The 16,158-nt window shown below is 65.4% G+C and carries 9 protein-coding genes and 3 rRNA genes; 7 read left to right on the forward strand and 5 right to left on the reverse strand.

The window, feature by feature from the left end; genetic code table 11:
- The first annotated feature begins 31 nt into the window (after positions 1-31).
- Genes OG798_RS26350 through OG798_RS26370 form a run of 5 tightly spaced genes read left to right on the forward strand, consistent with a single transcriptional unit; the run spans position 32 to position 6,742 of the window.
- Positions 32-892: a hypothetical protein gene (locus tag OG798_RS26350; protein ID WP_328757754.1), complete on the forward strand. Its 861-nt coding sequence runs from the start codon at positions 32-34 to the stop codon at positions 890-892.
- Positions 882-2,228: a hypothetical protein gene (locus OG798_RS26355; RefSeq protein WP_267062242.1), complete on the forward strand. Its 1,347-nt coding sequence runs from the start codon at positions 882-884 to the stop codon at positions 2,226-2,228. The genes OG798_RS26350 and OG798_RS26355 overlap by 11 nt, the downstream gene beginning before the upstream one ends.
- Positions 2,225-3,784: an SCO6880 family protein gene (locus OG798_RS26360; protein WP_095853866.1), complete on the forward strand. Its 1,560-nt coding sequence runs from the start codon at positions 2,225-2,227 to the stop codon at positions 3,782-3,784. The genes OG798_RS26355 and OG798_RS26360 overlap by 4 nt, the downstream gene beginning before the upstream one ends.
- A gap of 14 nt (positions 3,785-3,798) precedes the next feature.
- On the forward strand, positions 3,799-5,223 hold the full coding sequence (locus tag OG798_RS26365; protein WP_067371420.1) for an ATP-binding protein: 1,425 nt from the start codon (positions 3,799-3,801) through the stop codon (positions 5,221-5,223).
- Position 5,224: 1 nt separating this feature from the next.
- Positions 5,225-6,742 (forward strand): type VI secretion protein, encoded by a 1,518-nt coding sequence (locus OG798_RS26370; protein ID WP_328757755.1) that lies wholly within the window; start codon positions 5,225-5,227, stop codon positions 6,740-6,742.
- Between the two features lie 6 nt (positions 6,743-6,748).
- Here the strand turns inward: OG798_RS26370 and OG798_RS26375 are convergent, their stop codons facing one another.
- Positions 6,749-7,291 (reverse strand): GNAT family N-acetyltransferase, encoded by a 543-nt coding sequence (locus OG798_RS26375; RefSeq protein WP_328757756.1) that lies wholly within the window; start codon positions 7,289-7,291, stop codon positions 6,749-6,751.
- A 123-nt stretch (positions 7,292-7,414) separates the two neighbouring features.
- On the opposite strand from OG798_RS26375, the gene OG798_RS26380 reads away from it, so the two are divergent.
- Positions 7,415-8,176, forward strand: coding sequence for a CDP-alcohol phosphatidyltransferase family protein (locus tag OG798_RS26380; protein WP_328757757.1), 762 nt, complete (start codon positions 7,415-7,417; stop codon positions 8,174-8,176).
- Between the two features lie 152 nt (positions 8,177-8,328).
- On the opposite strand, the gene rrf is transcribed toward OG798_RS26380, so the two are convergent.
- The 4 genes from rrf to OG798_RS26400 form a co-directional block, all read right to left on the reverse strand.
- Positions 8,329-8,445 (reverse strand): 5S ribosomal RNA (rrf, locus tag OG798_RS26385).
- Positions 8,446-8,537: 92 nt separating this feature from the next.
- Positions 8,538-11,659: ribosomal RNA gene (locus OG798_RS26390) — 23S ribosomal RNA — on the reverse strand.
- Positions 11,660-11,972: 313 nt separating this feature from the next.
- Positions 11,973-13,498, reverse strand: a 16S ribosomal RNA gene (locus OG798_RS26395).
- The 16S, 23S and 5S rRNA genes sit together here, the layout of an rRNA operon.
- A gap of 672 nt (positions 13,499-14,170) precedes the next feature.
- A complete protein-coding gene (locus OG798_RS26400; protein WP_121415698.1) occupies positions 14,171-14,731 on the reverse strand; it encodes a MarR family winged helix-turn-helix transcriptional regulator in 561 nt (186 codons plus the stop codon).
- Between the two features lie 144 nt (positions 14,732-14,875).
- On the opposite strand from OG798_RS26400, the gene OG798_RS26405 reads away from it, so the two are divergent.
- On the forward strand, positions 14,876-16,153 hold the full coding sequence (locus OG798_RS26405; RefSeq protein ID WP_095853862.1) for an MFS transporter: 1,278 nt from the start codon (positions 14,876-14,878) through the stop codon (positions 16,151-16,153).
- The last annotated feature ends 5 nt before the right edge of the window (positions 16,154-16,158 follow it).

Here is a 16,158-nt window from a genome sequence, read left to right on the forward strand (position 1 = left end):
TTCAGGAAGAGGTTGAGGGGGCGTACGCGACATGAGTCTCGGTGACGAACCCGGATACGGGGACGGCTCCCGCGGCGACGACGGGGGATACGGGGGGACTGGCCAGACCCGGACCCGCCTCCCCGACCGCCCCGGAGACGTCTACGGCGGCGCCCGCCGCGGCCGCTCCTCCTCGCGGAGCCTGGTGACGGTGGTCGGCGTCGTCGTCCTCCTCATCGCGGCCATCGCCTTCGCGAACCGTGGAGGAGACGATTCCTCTTCCTCCTCCGGAACCGGCAACGCAGGCGGCGACGCCACCAAGACCTCCCCCACGGCCCCCTCGGGCCAACGCCCGGTGGACACGAACACCGGGGGCATCCCCACGGGGTTCGCGCACAGCGAGCAGGGCGCACAGAGCGCGGCGGCCAACTACGCGGTGGCGCTGGGGTCGACGACCATGTTCCAGAAGGCCGGTCGGCACCATCTGGTCGACACCCTCTACACCTCCGCCGCGGCCGGCCGCCTCCAGGGCCCGCTGGACGACGCCTACTCGACGGGCTTCCTCAACAAGCTGGGACTCGACGCGGCCGGCAACGCGCCCCGGGGCAGCACCTTCGTCTCCCGCACGATCCCCGTCGGCAGCAAGGTCGAGCAGTACAGCGCCACCGACGCCAAGGTGTCGGTCTGGTACCTGGGACTCATCGGAATGTCCGCGCAGAACTCGACCGACCCCGTCACCTCGACCTGGAAGACGTGGACCTTCGAGCTCCAGTGGTCCGGCGGGGACTGGAAGATCGTCACCGACTCGCAGAAGGACGGCCCCGCCCCGGTCCCCGGTGACGACAAGGCCGCCACCTCCGACGAGATCAGCAAGGTCATCGAGGAGTACGGAGGGTTCACTTATGCCCGGTAGCCCGCGCCGTGTACTCAGGCTCACCAGCGCCGTCGCGGCCGTACAGACCGCGGTCGTTCTGCTGGCATCCCACGCCTACGCGGCTCCACCGAGCCCGACGCCGAACTCGAGCCCCAGTCCCAGCCCCAGTGGCAGCGCGAGCGCCTCGACCGACTCGTGCAGGCTCATCGTCGGCGAGGCCAAGAAGTACTGCGAAAAGGGCAGCACCGGCGGCGCCACCACCGACCCCGGTACCACCTCCACGCTCGACCCCCTCTCCTCACTGGCCAAGGGCTGCGCCGAGGCCGCGTCCTGGACCATCGACAAGCTCTCCGCGGCGGTCAAGGACACGGCGAACGTCGACTTCACGAACCAGAAGTTCCTCCAGCAGTACGCCGTGGTCTTCGCCGCGTCCACCATCCTCACCCTCCTCCTGTGGCTGCTGGCCGTGGCGAAGCGGGCGGTGCGAGGCGTCCCCCTCGGCACCGCGATCTCCGAGGCGATCGGCTTCCTCTGGCTCACGGTGCTGGCGTCGGCGTTCACCCCGCTGATCCTCTACACCGTCGTCTCGGCCAGCGACGGCGTCACCGACGTCCTCGCCAAGACCACCGGCAACCAGACCGACACCTTCTTCGGCACCTTCTCCGGCGCCCTCGCCAAGGGCGAGAACATCGGCGGCGGCCCGATCATGCTGATCGTCGTCTCCCTGGTGTCGATCCTGGCCGCGGGCGTCCTGTGGCTGGAGCTCGTCATCCGCGCCGCCCTGCTGTACGTCGGCGCCCTGCTCGGCACCGTCGTCTACGCCGGGCTCGTCGACAAGAACCTGTGGGGCCACGTCCGCCGCTGGGCCGGCATCATGATCGCCGTCATCCTGGTCAAACCGGTCATCGTGATCGTGCTGGGCCTCGCCGGCGCACTGTCGACCAACGGCGGCCCGGACTCCTTCTCCGCCGTCGTCTCCGGCCTCGCGATCATCCTGCTCGCCATCTTCGCCAGCGCGATGATCTACCGCTTCGTGCCCGGCTTCGGCGACGAGATCGCCAACGGCCGCAACAACCGCATCATGCAGGGCGCCGAAGGCAAGGCCGCGGCCGTGATCAGCTCCCCCGCCACCCTGGTCGCCCAGGGCATCAAGACCCACAGCACCCGCGCCGACAACAACGGCGGAGGCGGCGCAGGCGGCGGCAACAGCCAGCCGCGCCCCGCGAACCCCGTCTCCGGAGGCGTGTCCGCCCACAGCACCCGTACGCCGAACGGAGGCGGCGGATCTGTCCCCTCCGCCGCACCACCACCGCGTACCGGCGGCAACACCCGCAACAGCAGCAGCTCCAACCGCACGGGAGGTGAAGGGCGTTGACGACCGAATCCCACGTGTCCCATCCGGTCACGCCCCGCCGTACATATCTGATCGGCCGCGCCCGGCCGAACGCGATCGTCGGCCGGAACCGCGAGTCCGGCGAGATCGCGCTCATCATCGCGGGCGCGTTCCTCGGCATGATGTGCGGCTTGCTCGTCCCCGTCCTGTCCCTGCGGATCGTGCTGCTGATGGGCTTCCCGCTGGTGGCCATCGCCGCGGTGTACATCCCGTACAAGCGCCGCACGTTCTACAAGTGGTTCGAGATCAACCGCAGTTACAAGCGCAACCTGCGCAGCGGCACGGCGTACCGCAGCAGCGTCCAGGAGGCCGGTACGCGTCTGGACGGCAAGGAGGTCGAGATCGGGCCGCCGCCCGGCATCGGCCGGATCTCCTGGCTCGCGGCCCCCTTCGGCCCCGACGAGATCGCCGTACTCCTGCACGCCGACCGCCGCACCGTCACCGCCGCGATCGAGATCGAGGGCCCGGGCGTCGGCCTGCGCGACAGCGAGGACCAGGAGGCCCTCGTCGACCGCTTCGGCACGCTGCTCAAGCACGTGGCGAACGGCGACGGCTTCGTCACCCGCCTCCAGATGCTCGCCCGCACCCTCCCCGCCGACCCGGACGCCCACGCCAAGGACGTCGCCCAGCGCGGGGACGAGAAGGCACCGGCCTGGCTCCAACAGTCCTACGACCAGCTCCAGTCCATGGTGTCCACCAGCAGCGAGCAGCACCGCGCCTACCTCGTCGCGTGCATGCACTACAACCGTGAACTCGCCGCCGAGGCCCAGGCCATGGCGCGCGCCGCCCGTCCCCAGGGCGGCAAGAAGCTGGACCGCGACGCCGGGCTCGCCGTCGTCATGGCACGCGAGCTGACCGACATCTGCTCGCGCCTCCAGGAAGCCGACATCCGCGTACGCCAGCCGCTCGGTCAGGGGCGACTGGCCTCCCTCGTGCACTCCATGTACGACCCCGACCACCCGATCGACCACATCCAGGCGATGACGAAACGTAATGCCTGGCCCGCCGAGCTCGACGCCATGGAGCCCACCTACCTCCAGGCGAAGACCCGCGAGTCCTCCACCCGCGCCCCCTGGTGCCACGCCACGGCCTGGGTGAAGGAATGGCCGATGACCCCGGTCGGCGTGAACTTCCTGGCCCCGCTCCTGGTCCACACCCCGGACGTCATCCGCACCGTCGCCGTCACGATGGACCTCGAACCCACCGAGGTCGCCATCGAGCGCATGCTGACGGAGAAGACGAACGACGACGCCGAGGCCAGCCGCCAGCTGAAGATGAACCGCACGGTCGACCCCCGCGACGTCGCCTCCCACAACCGCCTGGACCAGCGCGGTGAGGACCTCGCGAGCGGTGCCGCCGGCGTCAACCTCGTCGGCTACATCACCGTCAGCTCCCGCTCCCCGGAGGCCCTCGCCCGCGACAAGCGCACCATCCGCGCCTCCGCCGGAAAGTCGTATCTGAAGCTGGAGTGGTGCGACCGCGAGCATCACCGGGCCTTCGTCAACACACTGCCGTTCGCCACCGGAATCCGCAGGTAGGAGCTGATGTTCTGATGCGGGATCCGCTGTCCGCCGCGACAGACGCCTTCACGGGCTTCCTCTTCGGCAAGGTCGAGACGACCCGCCTGCCCGTGCGCACCTCCACGGGCCAGGCCCAGGCGGTCTACCTGCCGACCGCCGCACCCGGCCTCGGCGACTCGGGCGTCATCATCGGACGCGAGGTCTACTCCGGGAAGGGCTACATCTACGACCCCTTCCAGCTGTACGGCCAGCAGCTCCCCGCGCCCCACTGGCTGGTGCTCGGCGAGTCCGGCAACGGCAAGTCGGCGCTCGAGAAGACCTACGTCCTGCGCCAGCTGCGCTTCCGCGACCGCCAGGTCGTCGTGCTCGACGCACAGGGCGAGGACGGCGTCGGCGAGTGGAACCTCATCGCGGAAGAGCTGGGAATAACTCCCATCCGCCTGGACCCGACAGCGGCCCTGGACATGGGCATCCGCCTCAACCCGCTCGACCCGGCGATCACGACGACGGGCCAGCTGGCCCTGCTGCGCACGATCATCGAGGTCGCGATGGGCCACGGCCTCGACGAGCGCTCCGGCTTCGCCCTCAAGGTCGCACACGCCTATGTCAACGAGACGATCGTCGAGCGCCAGCCCGTACTGATGGACATCGTCGAACAGCTACGCCACCCCGAGCCGGAGTCGGCCGAGGCGATGAACGTCGCCATAGACGACGTACGGGCGTGGGGCCTGGACGTCGCCCTGGTCCTCGACCGCCTGGTCGACGGTGACCTCAGGGGCATGTTCGACGGCCCCACGACGGTAGGCATCGACCTCGACGCCCCGCTCATCGTCTTCGACCTGTCCCACATCGACCGCAACTCCATCGCCATGCCGATCCTGATGGCGATCGTCGGCGTGTGGCTGGAACACACCTGGATCCGCCCCGACCGCAAGAAGCGCATCTTCCTGGTGGAGGAGGCGTGGCACATCATCAACAGCCCCTTCGTGGCCCAACTCTTCCAGCGCCTGCTGAAGTTCGGCCGACGCCTGGGTCTGTCCTTCGTGGCGGTGGTCCACCATCTGTCCGACGTGGTGGACGGCGCCGCGGCCAAGGAGGCCGCCGCGATCCTGAAGATGGCGTCCACCCGGACGATCTACGCCCAGAAGGCCGACGAGGCACGGGCGACGGGCCGGGTGATCGGCCTGCCCAGGTGGGCCGTCGAGATCATCCCGACCCTGACGCCCGGTATCGCCGTCTGGGACGTCAACGGAAACGTCCAGGTGGTCAAACACCTCATCACCGAGACCGAACGCCCCCTCGTCTTCACCGACCGCGCCATGACCGAGTCCTCCGCCGACCACCTCGCCGACGACGCGCTGCGCGCCGCCGAACTCGAGGCCGAGGAACGCGCCGCGGCCTTCGTGGAGCAGCACCTCGCCGATCTCGACGGTTCGTCCGAGTCCACGGTGGCGTGAGATGAGCCGGGACGGGCGGGACCGCCGCAAGGCGGAGAGCGAGGGCGGCATCCCGGACGGCCTGCTGGTCGGGGTGCTCGCCTTCCTGCTCGGCATGACCTTCCTGATCTGGTCGGCCACCGGACTCGCCGGCTGGTTCGCCCACGGCGCCTGGCCGAACGCGGTCACCTTCGCCCGTACGCCGCTGGCCCTGCGGTACCTGATCGGGCACCCGCACGACGTGACGGGCGCCTGGCCGGACACCCCCGCGGACCAGCTCTCGGGGTACGGGCTCTTCTGGGGCCTGTTCATCGGCCAGCTGATGGTGCTGGTCGTGATGACCATCTTCGTGATGGGGACATGGGCACGGTGGCGTGCGGTCCGGGCGAGACGGAAGGCGGGGGCGTACGCGAGACCGACGCCGGCGCCGGCACAGGTGCCCGAACCGGCTCCGACTCCCGCCGCCGAACAGGTCCCGCCGCATCACGAGGTCCCGCTGCCGCGACCCGAGCCGCAGCCGGCCGAGCTGCCCAAGGAGGCGCCGCAGCCGGCGTTTTCGACGGCTCCCTTGGCAGTGGACGGCAAACGGGTCGGTGGGTGGGAGAGAAATCGCGCCGCAGGCGCGCTCATCCTCGCCCCACCGGAATCCCGCCACACCACCGCGACCCAAGCCGTACGAGACGCGGACGGCCCCGCCCTGGTGATCACCTCCAACCCCGCCATCTGGTCGGAAACCAAGGACGCCAGAGCCAAACTCGGCCCCGTGCTCCTCTACGACCCCTCCCACCTCTGCGACACCCCGGCCCGCCTCCACTGGTCCCCCTCCACCGGCTGCGAGGACAAGACGACGGCCGCGCAAAGAGCCATCGCCCTCCTCGGCCCCGTACGCCCCACCGCCAAGGTCGACCAGGCCATGGCAGACGTCGCCGAAACGCTCCTGCGCAGCTATCTGCACGCCGCCGCGGTGGAGGACAAGGCCTTCCGCCACGTCCACCGCTGGGCCCAGGGCACCCAGGTACAGGACGCCGTACGAACCCTCCGCACGAACCCCAAGGCCGCCTCCGGCGCGGCGGGCGAACTCGAGGCCGCCCTCACCTCACACCCGGAACGCCGCGACATAGCACAGGAGTTGACGGCCCGCGCCCTGTCCGCCCTCTTCACGGTCAACGTCCGCGAATCCTGCACCCCGAACCGAAGTGACGCCCTCGCGCTGGATTCCTTCGTCAACGAAGGGGGCACGCTCTATGTGGTCGGTGAACCCATCGAGGACCCCAAGGCGAACCCCGGCGCGATGCCGCTCCTGACGGCCCTCGCCTCAAGCGTGGTCGAGCGCGGCCGGCGCATGGCCGAACGGTCATCCTCCGGTCGCCTCGACCCACCACTTACGCTCGTCCTGGACGACGTCGCCGCGGTGGCCCCGCTCCCCCAGCTCCCGGAGCTGCTCGCCACCGGAGCCGACCAGGGCCTGCCCACCCTGGCCCTCCTCCGCTCCCAGGAACAGGCCAGGGCCCGCTGGCCCCAGCACGAACTCCCGGTCTGACGACACCTACGGCCTGGCGATCACAAACTCCAGATCCCGGGTCCCCTCGTTCCCCTCGGATGCCACGGAACCCCCGGTCGGCACGAACCCCGCCCTGCGGTAGAAGGCCTCGGCGCGCCCGTTCTTCTCGTGCACGAACAGCCGTACCCGCTCGAGCCCGCGCTCCCAGGCCCAGGCGAGAGCGCTGTCGACGAGCGCGTCCGTCACACCGCTCCCCCGGTGCTCGGCCCGCACGAAGACACCCACCAAATGCCCCTGGTCCTGGTCGATCACGGCCTCGAAGAAGTCCCGCCGCCCGGCCTTCTCGACCAGCATGACCACGGAACCCGCCCACACCCCGTCCGGCCCGACCGCGACGAACTGCCGCGCCCCGTCCCCCTCGGCGGCCCCCGCCGCCCGCTCCTGCCAGAACGAGTCGGGCCGGGCCACCGCCTGCTCGTAGGTCTCCAGGAACGCGAGATGCGCCACGGGGTCCCGCAGGGCGGCAAGCCGCAACTCCTTGGCCGCGGGCCACTCGTCGGCCCTTATGGAACGAATCACATGGTTCATGGAACCCACCGTAGTCTTCGCGTTCGACATCGCTCATCTGAATTCCACCCTGCCGATCCCCGCTGTCCGGGACCCCGTCATGCTCTTCCCTGTACTCACATTGATCCCAGGGGAGAAAGCCGCATGACCAAGGTCCAACTAGAGGAACTCCGCGAGGTCATCCACCCCGCGGGCAAGCTGGAGAGCAGGGCGGAACACTGGGCCGGCCGCCTTTACATGCGATCGCTCTCCCTGCGGGTGACCCGGCTGATGCTGGGCACCCGCGTCTCACCGAACCAGATCACGACGGTCATGGTCTTCGCGGGCGTACTCTCCGGAGTCGCCCTGGTCGTTCCCGGCCTGGGCGGCGCCGTACTGTCCGTCCTCTTCATGCAGTTGTATCTGCTCCTGGACTGCGTGGACGGCGAAGTGGCCCGCTGGCGCCGCCAGTTCAGCCCGCTCGGCGTCTACCTGGACCGCCTCGGCGCCTACCTCGCCGACGCCGCGGTCATGGTCGGCATGGGCGTCCGCGCCGCCGAACTCGGCCTGAACCTCTACCTGGTGGCTGGCCTGGCGGCCGCGATCGGCGTGCTGCTCCTGAAGTCGTCCTCGGACCTCGTCCAGGTGGCCCGCTCCGACAGCGGCATGCAGAAGGCCACCGACCAGTCCGTCGTCCCGCGCTCCAGCGGCCTCGCCCGGGTCCGCCGCCTCACCTCGGCCGTCGGCCTGCACCGCCTGGTCAACGGCATCGAGTGCACCATCCTGCTGCTCGTGACGGCGATCGTCGACCTGGCGCTCGGCGACCTGACGGCGACGAAGATCGCGACCGTGGCCGTGACGGCGATCGTCTGGCTGCTGGTCCCCGCGCACATCGTCTCGATCGTCGCGTCGTCCCGCCTGAAGTAACCGAGTCGCCTGAAGGAACCGCGTGAGGGTATGCGGGGCTGCTGTTCAGCCCCGCATACCCCGCGCCGCTTCCGCAGCCAGGGCACCAAGGTGAACGCAAAAAAGCCCCAACTTCGGGTACCTACCCGAAGTTGGGGCTCTTCTCAAAATTTGTTCGGCGGCGTCCTACTCTCCCACAGGGTCCCCCCTGCAGTACCATCGGCGCTGTGAGGCTTAGCTTCCGGGTTCGGAATGTAACCGGGCGTTTCCCTCACGCTATGACCACCGAAACACTATGAAACTGTAACTACCGCACCATTGCCGTGGCCCGACAACGGGGTTGTTCGTGGTTTCAGAACCAACACAGTGGACGCGAGCAACTGAGGACAAGCCCTCGGCCTATTAGTACCGGTCACCTCCAGCGGTTACCCGCCTTCCAGATCCGGCCTATCAACCCAGTCGTCTACTGGGAGCCTTAACCCCTCAAAGGGGGTGGGAATACTCATCTCGAAGCAGGCTTCCCGCTTAGATGCTTTCAGCGGTTATCCCTCCCGAACGTAGCCAACCAGCCATGCCCTTGGCAGGACAACTGGCACACCAGAGGTTCGTCCGTCCCGGTCCTCTCGTACTAGGGACAGCCCTTCTCAATATTCCTACGCGCGCAGCGGATAGGGACCGAACTGTCTCACGACGTTCTAAACCCAGCTCGCGTACCGCTTTAATGGGCGAACAGCCCAACCCTTGGGACCGACTCCAGCCCCAGGATGCGACGAGCCGACATCGAGGTGCCAAACCATCCCGTCGATATGGACTCTTGGGGAAGATCAGCCTGTTATCCCCGGGGTACCTTTTATCCGTTGAGCGACGGCGCTTCCACAAGCCACCGCCGGATCACTAGTCCCGACTTTCGTCCCTGCTCGACCCGTCGGTCTCACAGTCAAGCTCCCTTGTGCACTTACACTCAACACCTGATTACCAACCAGGCTGAGGGAACCTTTGGGCGCCTCCGTTACTCTTTAGGAGGCAACCGCCCCAGTTAAACTACCCATCAGACACTGTCCCTGATCCGGATCACGGACCCAGGTTAGACATCCAGCACGACCAGAGTGGTATTTCAACGACGACTCCCCCTGAGCTGGCGCTCAGAGTTCAAAGTCTCCCACCTATCCTACACAAGCCGAACCGAACACCAATATCAAACTGTAGTAAAGGTCCCGGGGTCTTTCCGTCCTGCTGCGCGAAACGAGCATCTTTACTCGTAGTGCAATTTCACCGGGCCTATGGTTGAGACAGTCGAGAAGTCGTTACGCCATTCGTGCAGGTCGGAACTTACCCGACAAGGAATTTCGCTACCTTAGGATGGTTATAGTTACCACCGCCGTTTACTGGCGCTTAAGTTCTCAGCTTCGCCACCCCGAAGAGTGACTAACCGGTCCCCTTAACGTTCCAGCACCGGGCAGGCGTCAGTCCGTATACATCGCCTTACGGCTTCGCACGGACCTGTGTTTTTAGTAAACAGTCGCTTCTCGCTGGTCTCTGCGGCCACCCCCAGCTCACGGAGTAAATCCGATCACCGGTGATGGCCCCCCTTCTCCCGAAGTTACGGGGGCATTTTGCCGAGTTCCTTAACCATAGTTCACCCGAACGCCTCGGTATTCTCTACCTGACCACCTGAGTCGGTTTAGGGTACGGGCCGCCATGAAACTCGCTAGAGGCTTTTCTCGACAGCATAGGATCATCCACTTCACCACAATCGGCTCGGCATCAGGTCTCAGCCTTAATGTGTGACGGATTTACCTATCACACGGCCTACACCCTTACCCCGGGACAACCACCGCCCGGGATGGACTACCTTCCTGCGTCACCCCATCACTCACCTACTGCAGGTCTGGTCCGTCGGCTCCACCACTCCCCTTTGCCCGAAGGCTCCGGGGCGGCTTCACGGACTTAGCATCGCCTGGTTCAATGTTTGACGCTTCACAGCGGGTACCGGAATATCAACCGGTTATCCATCGACTACGCCTGTCGGCCTCGCCTTAGGTCCCGACTTACCCTGGGCAGATCAGCTTGACCCAGGAACCCTTAGTCAATCGGCGCACACGTTTCTCACGTGTGTATCGCTACTCATGCCTGCATTCTCACTCGTGAACCGTCCACCACTGCCTTCCGGCGCGGCTTCACCCGGCACACGACGCTCCCCTACCCATCACAGCGGGCGTTGGCCCTATTGCTGCAATGACACGACTTCGGCGGTACGCTTGAGCCCCGCTACATTGTCGGCGCGGAATCACTAGACCAGTGAGCTATTACGCACTCTTTCAAGGGTGGCTGCTTCTAAGCCAACCTCCTGGTTGTCTCTGCGACTCCACATCCTTTCCCACTTAGCGTACGCTTAGGGGCCTTAGTCGATGCTCTGGGCTGTTTCCCTCTCGACCATGGAGCTTATCCCCCACAGTCTCACTGCCGCGCTCTCACTTACCGGCATTCGGAGTTTGGCTAAGGTCAGTAACCCGGTAGGGCCCATCGCCTATCCAGTGCTCTACCTCCGGCAAGAAACACACGACGCTGCACCTAAATGCATTTCGGGGAGAACCAGCTATCACGGAGTTTGATTGGCCTTTCACCCCTAACCACAGGTCATCCCCCAGGTTTTCAACCCTGGTGGGTTCGGTCCTCCACGACCTCTTACAGCCGCTTCAACCTGCCCATGGCTAGATCACTCCGCTTCGGGTCTTGAGCGCGCTACTAAATCGCCCTATTCGGACTCGCTTTCGCTACGGCTTCCCCACACGGGTTAACCTCGCAACACACCGCAAACTCGCAGGCTCATTCTTCAAAAGGCACGCAGTCACGAGGCAAGCACAAGTGCTTGCCCGACGCTCCCACGGCTTGTAGGCACACGGTTTCAGGTACTATTTCACTCCGCTCCCGCGGTACTTTTCACCATTCCCTCACGGTACTATCCGCTATCGGTCACCAGGGAATATTTAGGCTTAGCGGGTGGTCCCGCCAGATTCACACGGGATTTCTCGGGCCCCGTGCTACTTGGGTGTTTCTCAAACGAGCCGTTGACGTTTCGACTACGGGGGTCTTACCCTCTACGCCGGACCTTTCGCATGTCCTTCGCCTACATCAACGGTTTCTGACTCGTCTCACGGCCGGCAGACCGTGAAAGAGAAATCCCACAACCCCACATACGCAACCCCTGCCGGGTCTCACACGCATATGGTTTGGCCTCATCCAGTTTCGCTCGCCACTACTCCCGGAATCACGGTTGTTTTCTCTTCCTGCGGGTACTGAGATGTTTCACTTCCCCGCGTTCCCTCCACATACCCTATGTGTTCAGGTATGGGTGACAGCCCATGACGACTGCCGGGTTTCCCCATTCGGAAACCCCCGGATCAAAGCCTGGTTGACGACTCCCCGGGGACTATCGTGGCCTCCCACGTCCTTCATCGGTTCCTGGTGCCAAGGCATCCACCGTGCGCCCTTAAAAACTTGGCCACAGATGCTCGCGTCCACTGTGCAGTTCTCAAACAACGACCAACCACCCATCACCCCCGGTTACAACCGGAGTGCACTGGGGCCGGCACTGAAGGCAGCCGATTCGGCCGTACCTTCAGACACCCAACAGCGTGCCCGGCACCCCCGCCACTCATGATCAGCTTTCCACGCCCCGAAGAGCAGTACTCACAGCCTGAGATGACTGAAGATGCCGAATAATCAACGTTCCACCCATGAGCAACCACCGTCGAACGTGTGCCGACGTAATGGCCCTGGACCACCGGGCAAGCCCGGCAGCCTAGATGCTCCTTAGAAAGGAGGTGATCCAGCCGCACCTTCCGGTACGGCTACCTTGTTACGACTTCGTCCCAATCGCCAGTCCCACCTTCGACAGCTCCCTCCCACAAGGGGTTGGGCCACCGGCTTCGGGTGTTACCGACTTTCGTGACGTGACGGGCGGTGTGTACAAGGCCCGGGAACGTATTCACCGCAGCAATGCTGATCTGCGATTACTAGCAACTCCGACTTCATGGGGTCGAGTTGCAGACCCCAATCCGAACTGAGACAGGCTTTTTGAGATTCGCTCCGCCTCACGGCTTCGCAGCTCATTGTACCTGCCATTGTAGCACGTGTGCAGCCCAAGACATAAGGGGCATGATGACTTGACGTCGTCCCCACCTTCCTCCGAGTTGACCCCGGCAGTCTCCTGTGAGTCCCCATCACCCCGAAGGGCATGCTGGCAACACAGAACAAGGGTTGCGCTCGTTGCGGGACTTAACCCAACATCTCACGACACGAGCTGACGACAGCCATGCACCACCTGTACACCGACCACAAGGGGGCGACCATCTCTGGCCGTTTCCGGTGTATGTCAAGCCTTGGTAAGGTTCTTCGCGTTGCGTCGAATTAAGCCACATGCTCCGCTGCTTGTGCGGGCCCCCGTCAATTCCTTTGAGTTTTAGCCTTGCGGCCGTACTCCCCAGGCGGGGAACTTAATGCGTTAGCTGCGGCACCGACGACGTGGAATGTCGCCAACACCTAGTTCCCACCGTTTACGGCGTGGACTACCAGGGTATCTAATCCTGTTCGCTCCCCACGCTTTCGCTCCTCAGCGTCAGTAATGGCCCAGAGATCCGCCTTCGCCACCGGTGTTCCTCCTGATATCTGCGCATTTCACCGCTACACCAGGAATTCCGATCTCCCCTACCACACTCTAGCTAGCCCGTATCGAATGCAGACCCGGGGTTAAGCCCCGGGCTTTCACACCCGACGTGACAAGCCGCCTACGAGCTCTTTACGCCCAATAATTCCGGACAACGCTTGCGCCCTACGTATTACCGCGGCTGCTGGCACGTAGTTAGCCGGCGCTTCTTCTGCAGGTACCGTCACTTTCGCTTCTTCCCTGCTGAAAGAGGTTTACAACCCGAAGGCCGTCATCCCTCACGCGGCGTCGCTGCATCAGGCTTTCGCCCATTGTGCAATATTCCCCACTGCTGCCTCCCGTAGGAGTCTGGGCCGTGTCTCAGTCCCAGTGTGGCCGGTCGCCCTCTCAGGCCGGCTACCCGTCGTCGCCTTGGTGAGCCACTACCTCACCAACAAGCTGATAGGCCGCGGGCTCATCCTTCACCGCCGGAGCTTTTAACCCACCCAGATGCCCGGGCAGGTGTTATCCGGTATTAGACCCCGTTTCCAGGGCTTGTCCCAGAGTGAAGGGCAGATTGCCCACGTGTTACTCACCCGTTCGCCACTAATCCACCCCGAAGGGCTTCATCGTTCGACTTGCATGTGTTAAGCACGCCGCCAGCGTTCGTCCTGAGCCAGGATCAAACTCTCCGTGAATGTTTTCCCGTAATCGGGACGACACCACGAGAGCGGAACCAAGGAGAGGAATAATCCCCCCGGTTCACAGCGTCCTCGCTGTGCGCCTGCCAGGCAGTGCCCGGCAGGACTTTTTCAAAGGAACCTCGCCCCAGCCGATCGGCCGGAGACGGGGTATCAACATATCTGGCGTTGATTTTTGGCACGCTGTTGAGTTCTCAAGGAACGGACGCTTCCTTTGTACTCACCCTCTCGGGCTTTCCTCCGGGCGCTTCCCTTCGGTCCTGCTGTCTTGCTTTGTTCTTGCGTTCCGACTCTATCAGACCGTTTCCCGATCCGATTTCCTCGGTGCTTTCCAGGTTTCCGCTTTCGCGTTTCCCTTTCCGGCGGTTCCGACTCTATCAGATCCTTTCGGGCCTGATTCCCAGTCAGCGGGGCTTGTCTTCCAGGCCCTTGGGCCGTTCCGACGTCCCAAACTTTAGCGGATCCTCTCGGCAGTTCCTAATCGGACCGCCGTGCCCCAATCGAATTGAATTCGGGCACGCCGAATTCACCCGTTTGGGAGATCGTGCTGATGGTTGGGGTGCCGCTTCTGCGGCGGAGGTGCTACCGCAGAACCGTTACGGCCCCGTGGCAACTCGAAGAACCTTACGGATCCGTCAAGGCGGTGTCAACCGTCTCTGTCAAGATCTTTTAATCGAGGTCGCTGAGCCGGCCGCCCGCGTCCGGCTGGGCGTGCTCCACGCGTCGTAGGAGGCGCGTCAGAACCTCGCCGAGTACACCGCGCTCGTCGGCGGACAGGTCCTGGAGGAGGTCCTCCTCGAAGACCGTGGCGAGACGCATGGCCTCCAGCCACTTCTCGCGCCCCTCGTCCGTGAGCTCCACGATCACGCGGACACGGTTCGACTCGTCGCGCTCCCGGGTGACCAGACCCTCCGCGACCATCCGGTCGATCCGGTGGGTCATCGCGGCCGGGGTCAGGCCCAGCCGCTTGGCGAGCTCACTGGGGCCCATCCGGTACGGCTCGCCGGCCAGGACGAGGGCCTTGAGCACCTCCCACTCGGCGTTGCTGATGCCGAGGGTGGCGGTCTGGCGGCCGTAGGCGACGTTCATCCGGCGGTTGAGGCGGCCGAGGGCCGCCACGATCTTCTCGACCTGGGGGTCGAGGTCCCGGAACTCGCGCTGGTAGGCGGCGATCTGTTCGTCGAGTGTCGGCTCGGTTGTCGGCGCAGTGAGGCCGGGGGTGTCGCCCATGTCCGAAGTATCGCATGGGCTCGCTTGGCATTGAAGTCCTTGAAGCTGTACAGTTCAACATCTAACTTTAGCTTCGAAGTCTTCAGGCCTGCATCCATGCGCGCCGAGGCATCACGACCAAGGCAGGTGAAAGTGACCAGGGCGATGGGCGCAGCGATGCGCCGGATCCACGTGGGCAACGCACTCGGAGCGTTCGGGCTCGGCTTTACCGTCCCCTTTCTCTACGTCTATGTGGCGCAGGTACGGGGACTCGGCTCCATGACGGCGGGCCTCGTACTCGCCGTCTTCGCCGTGGCCGCTCTCGTGGTGCTGCCGTTCGCCGGACGGGCCATCGTCCTGCGCGGCCCGCTGCCGGTCCTGCTCACCGCCCTGGTCACCGCCGCCATCGGGGCACTGAGCCTGGGGCTCGCGAGCAACGCCACGGCCGTACTGCTGTCGGCGGCGGCGCTCGGTGCGGGACAAGCGGTCATGCAGCCGGCGCTGGCGACGATGATCGTGGACTGCTCGACGGCGGACACCCGGTCGCGCGCCTTCGCGACTCAGTTCTTCCTGCAGAACCTCGGGCTCGGCGTGGGTGGCCTGATCGGCGGCCACATCGTCGACACGACCCGCGCGAGTTCGTTCACGCTGCTGTTCGCGATCGAGGCGGCGATGTTCCTGGTGCTGGTCGTGATCATGGCGACCGTACGGGTGCCGCACGCGCCGCGGATCGAGGGGGACGCGCCGCAGGCCGAGGGCGGCAGCTGGAAGCAACTGCTGGGCAACCGGGCCATGGTGCAGCTGTCCGTGCTGGGCTTCGTGCTGTTCTTCGCCTGCTACGGGCAGTTCGAGTCGGGGCTGTCCGCGTACGGCGTCGAGGCGGCGGGGATCTCGACCTCCGCGCTCGGTACGGCGATGGCGGCGAACACGGCGATGATCGTGGTGGCGCAGTTCGCGGTGCTGAAGTTCGTCGAGCGCCGGAAGCGGTCGCGGGTGATCGCGGCGGTGGGCCTCATCTGGGCCGTGGCGTGGCTGGCCGCCGGATACGCGGGGCTGGGACACGGCAGCCAGACGATGGCGACGGCGGCGTTCGTCTCGACGTACGCGCTGTTCGGACTCGGCGAGGCGATGCTGTCGCCGACGGTCGCGCCGCTGGTCGCGGATCTCGCGCCGACGGGACTGGCCGGCCAGTACAACTCCGCCTTCGCCCTGGTGAAGCAGCTCGCGCTGGCGGTCGGTCCGGCGGTGGGCGGTCCGATGGGGGCCTCGCTGCACGGTCCGTACGTCGTGACGTTTCTGCTCTTCTCGCTCGGCATCACGTTCCTGGCGCTGCGGCTCGGGCGGCAGCTCAGCCCCGTACAGAACCAGCCGTGGCTGGCGACGAGCCGGGTGGTGGCTCAGGGCGGGGCGGCACCCGCGGAGCCGGTGCGGGCGAGCGCCTGACGGAG

Origin of the sequence: Streptomyces sp. NBC_00271 (genome assembly GCF_036178845.1) — a bacterium.
Taxonomy (GTDB): domain Bacteria; phylum Actinomycetota; class Actinomycetes; order Streptomycetales; family Streptomycetaceae; genus Streptomyces.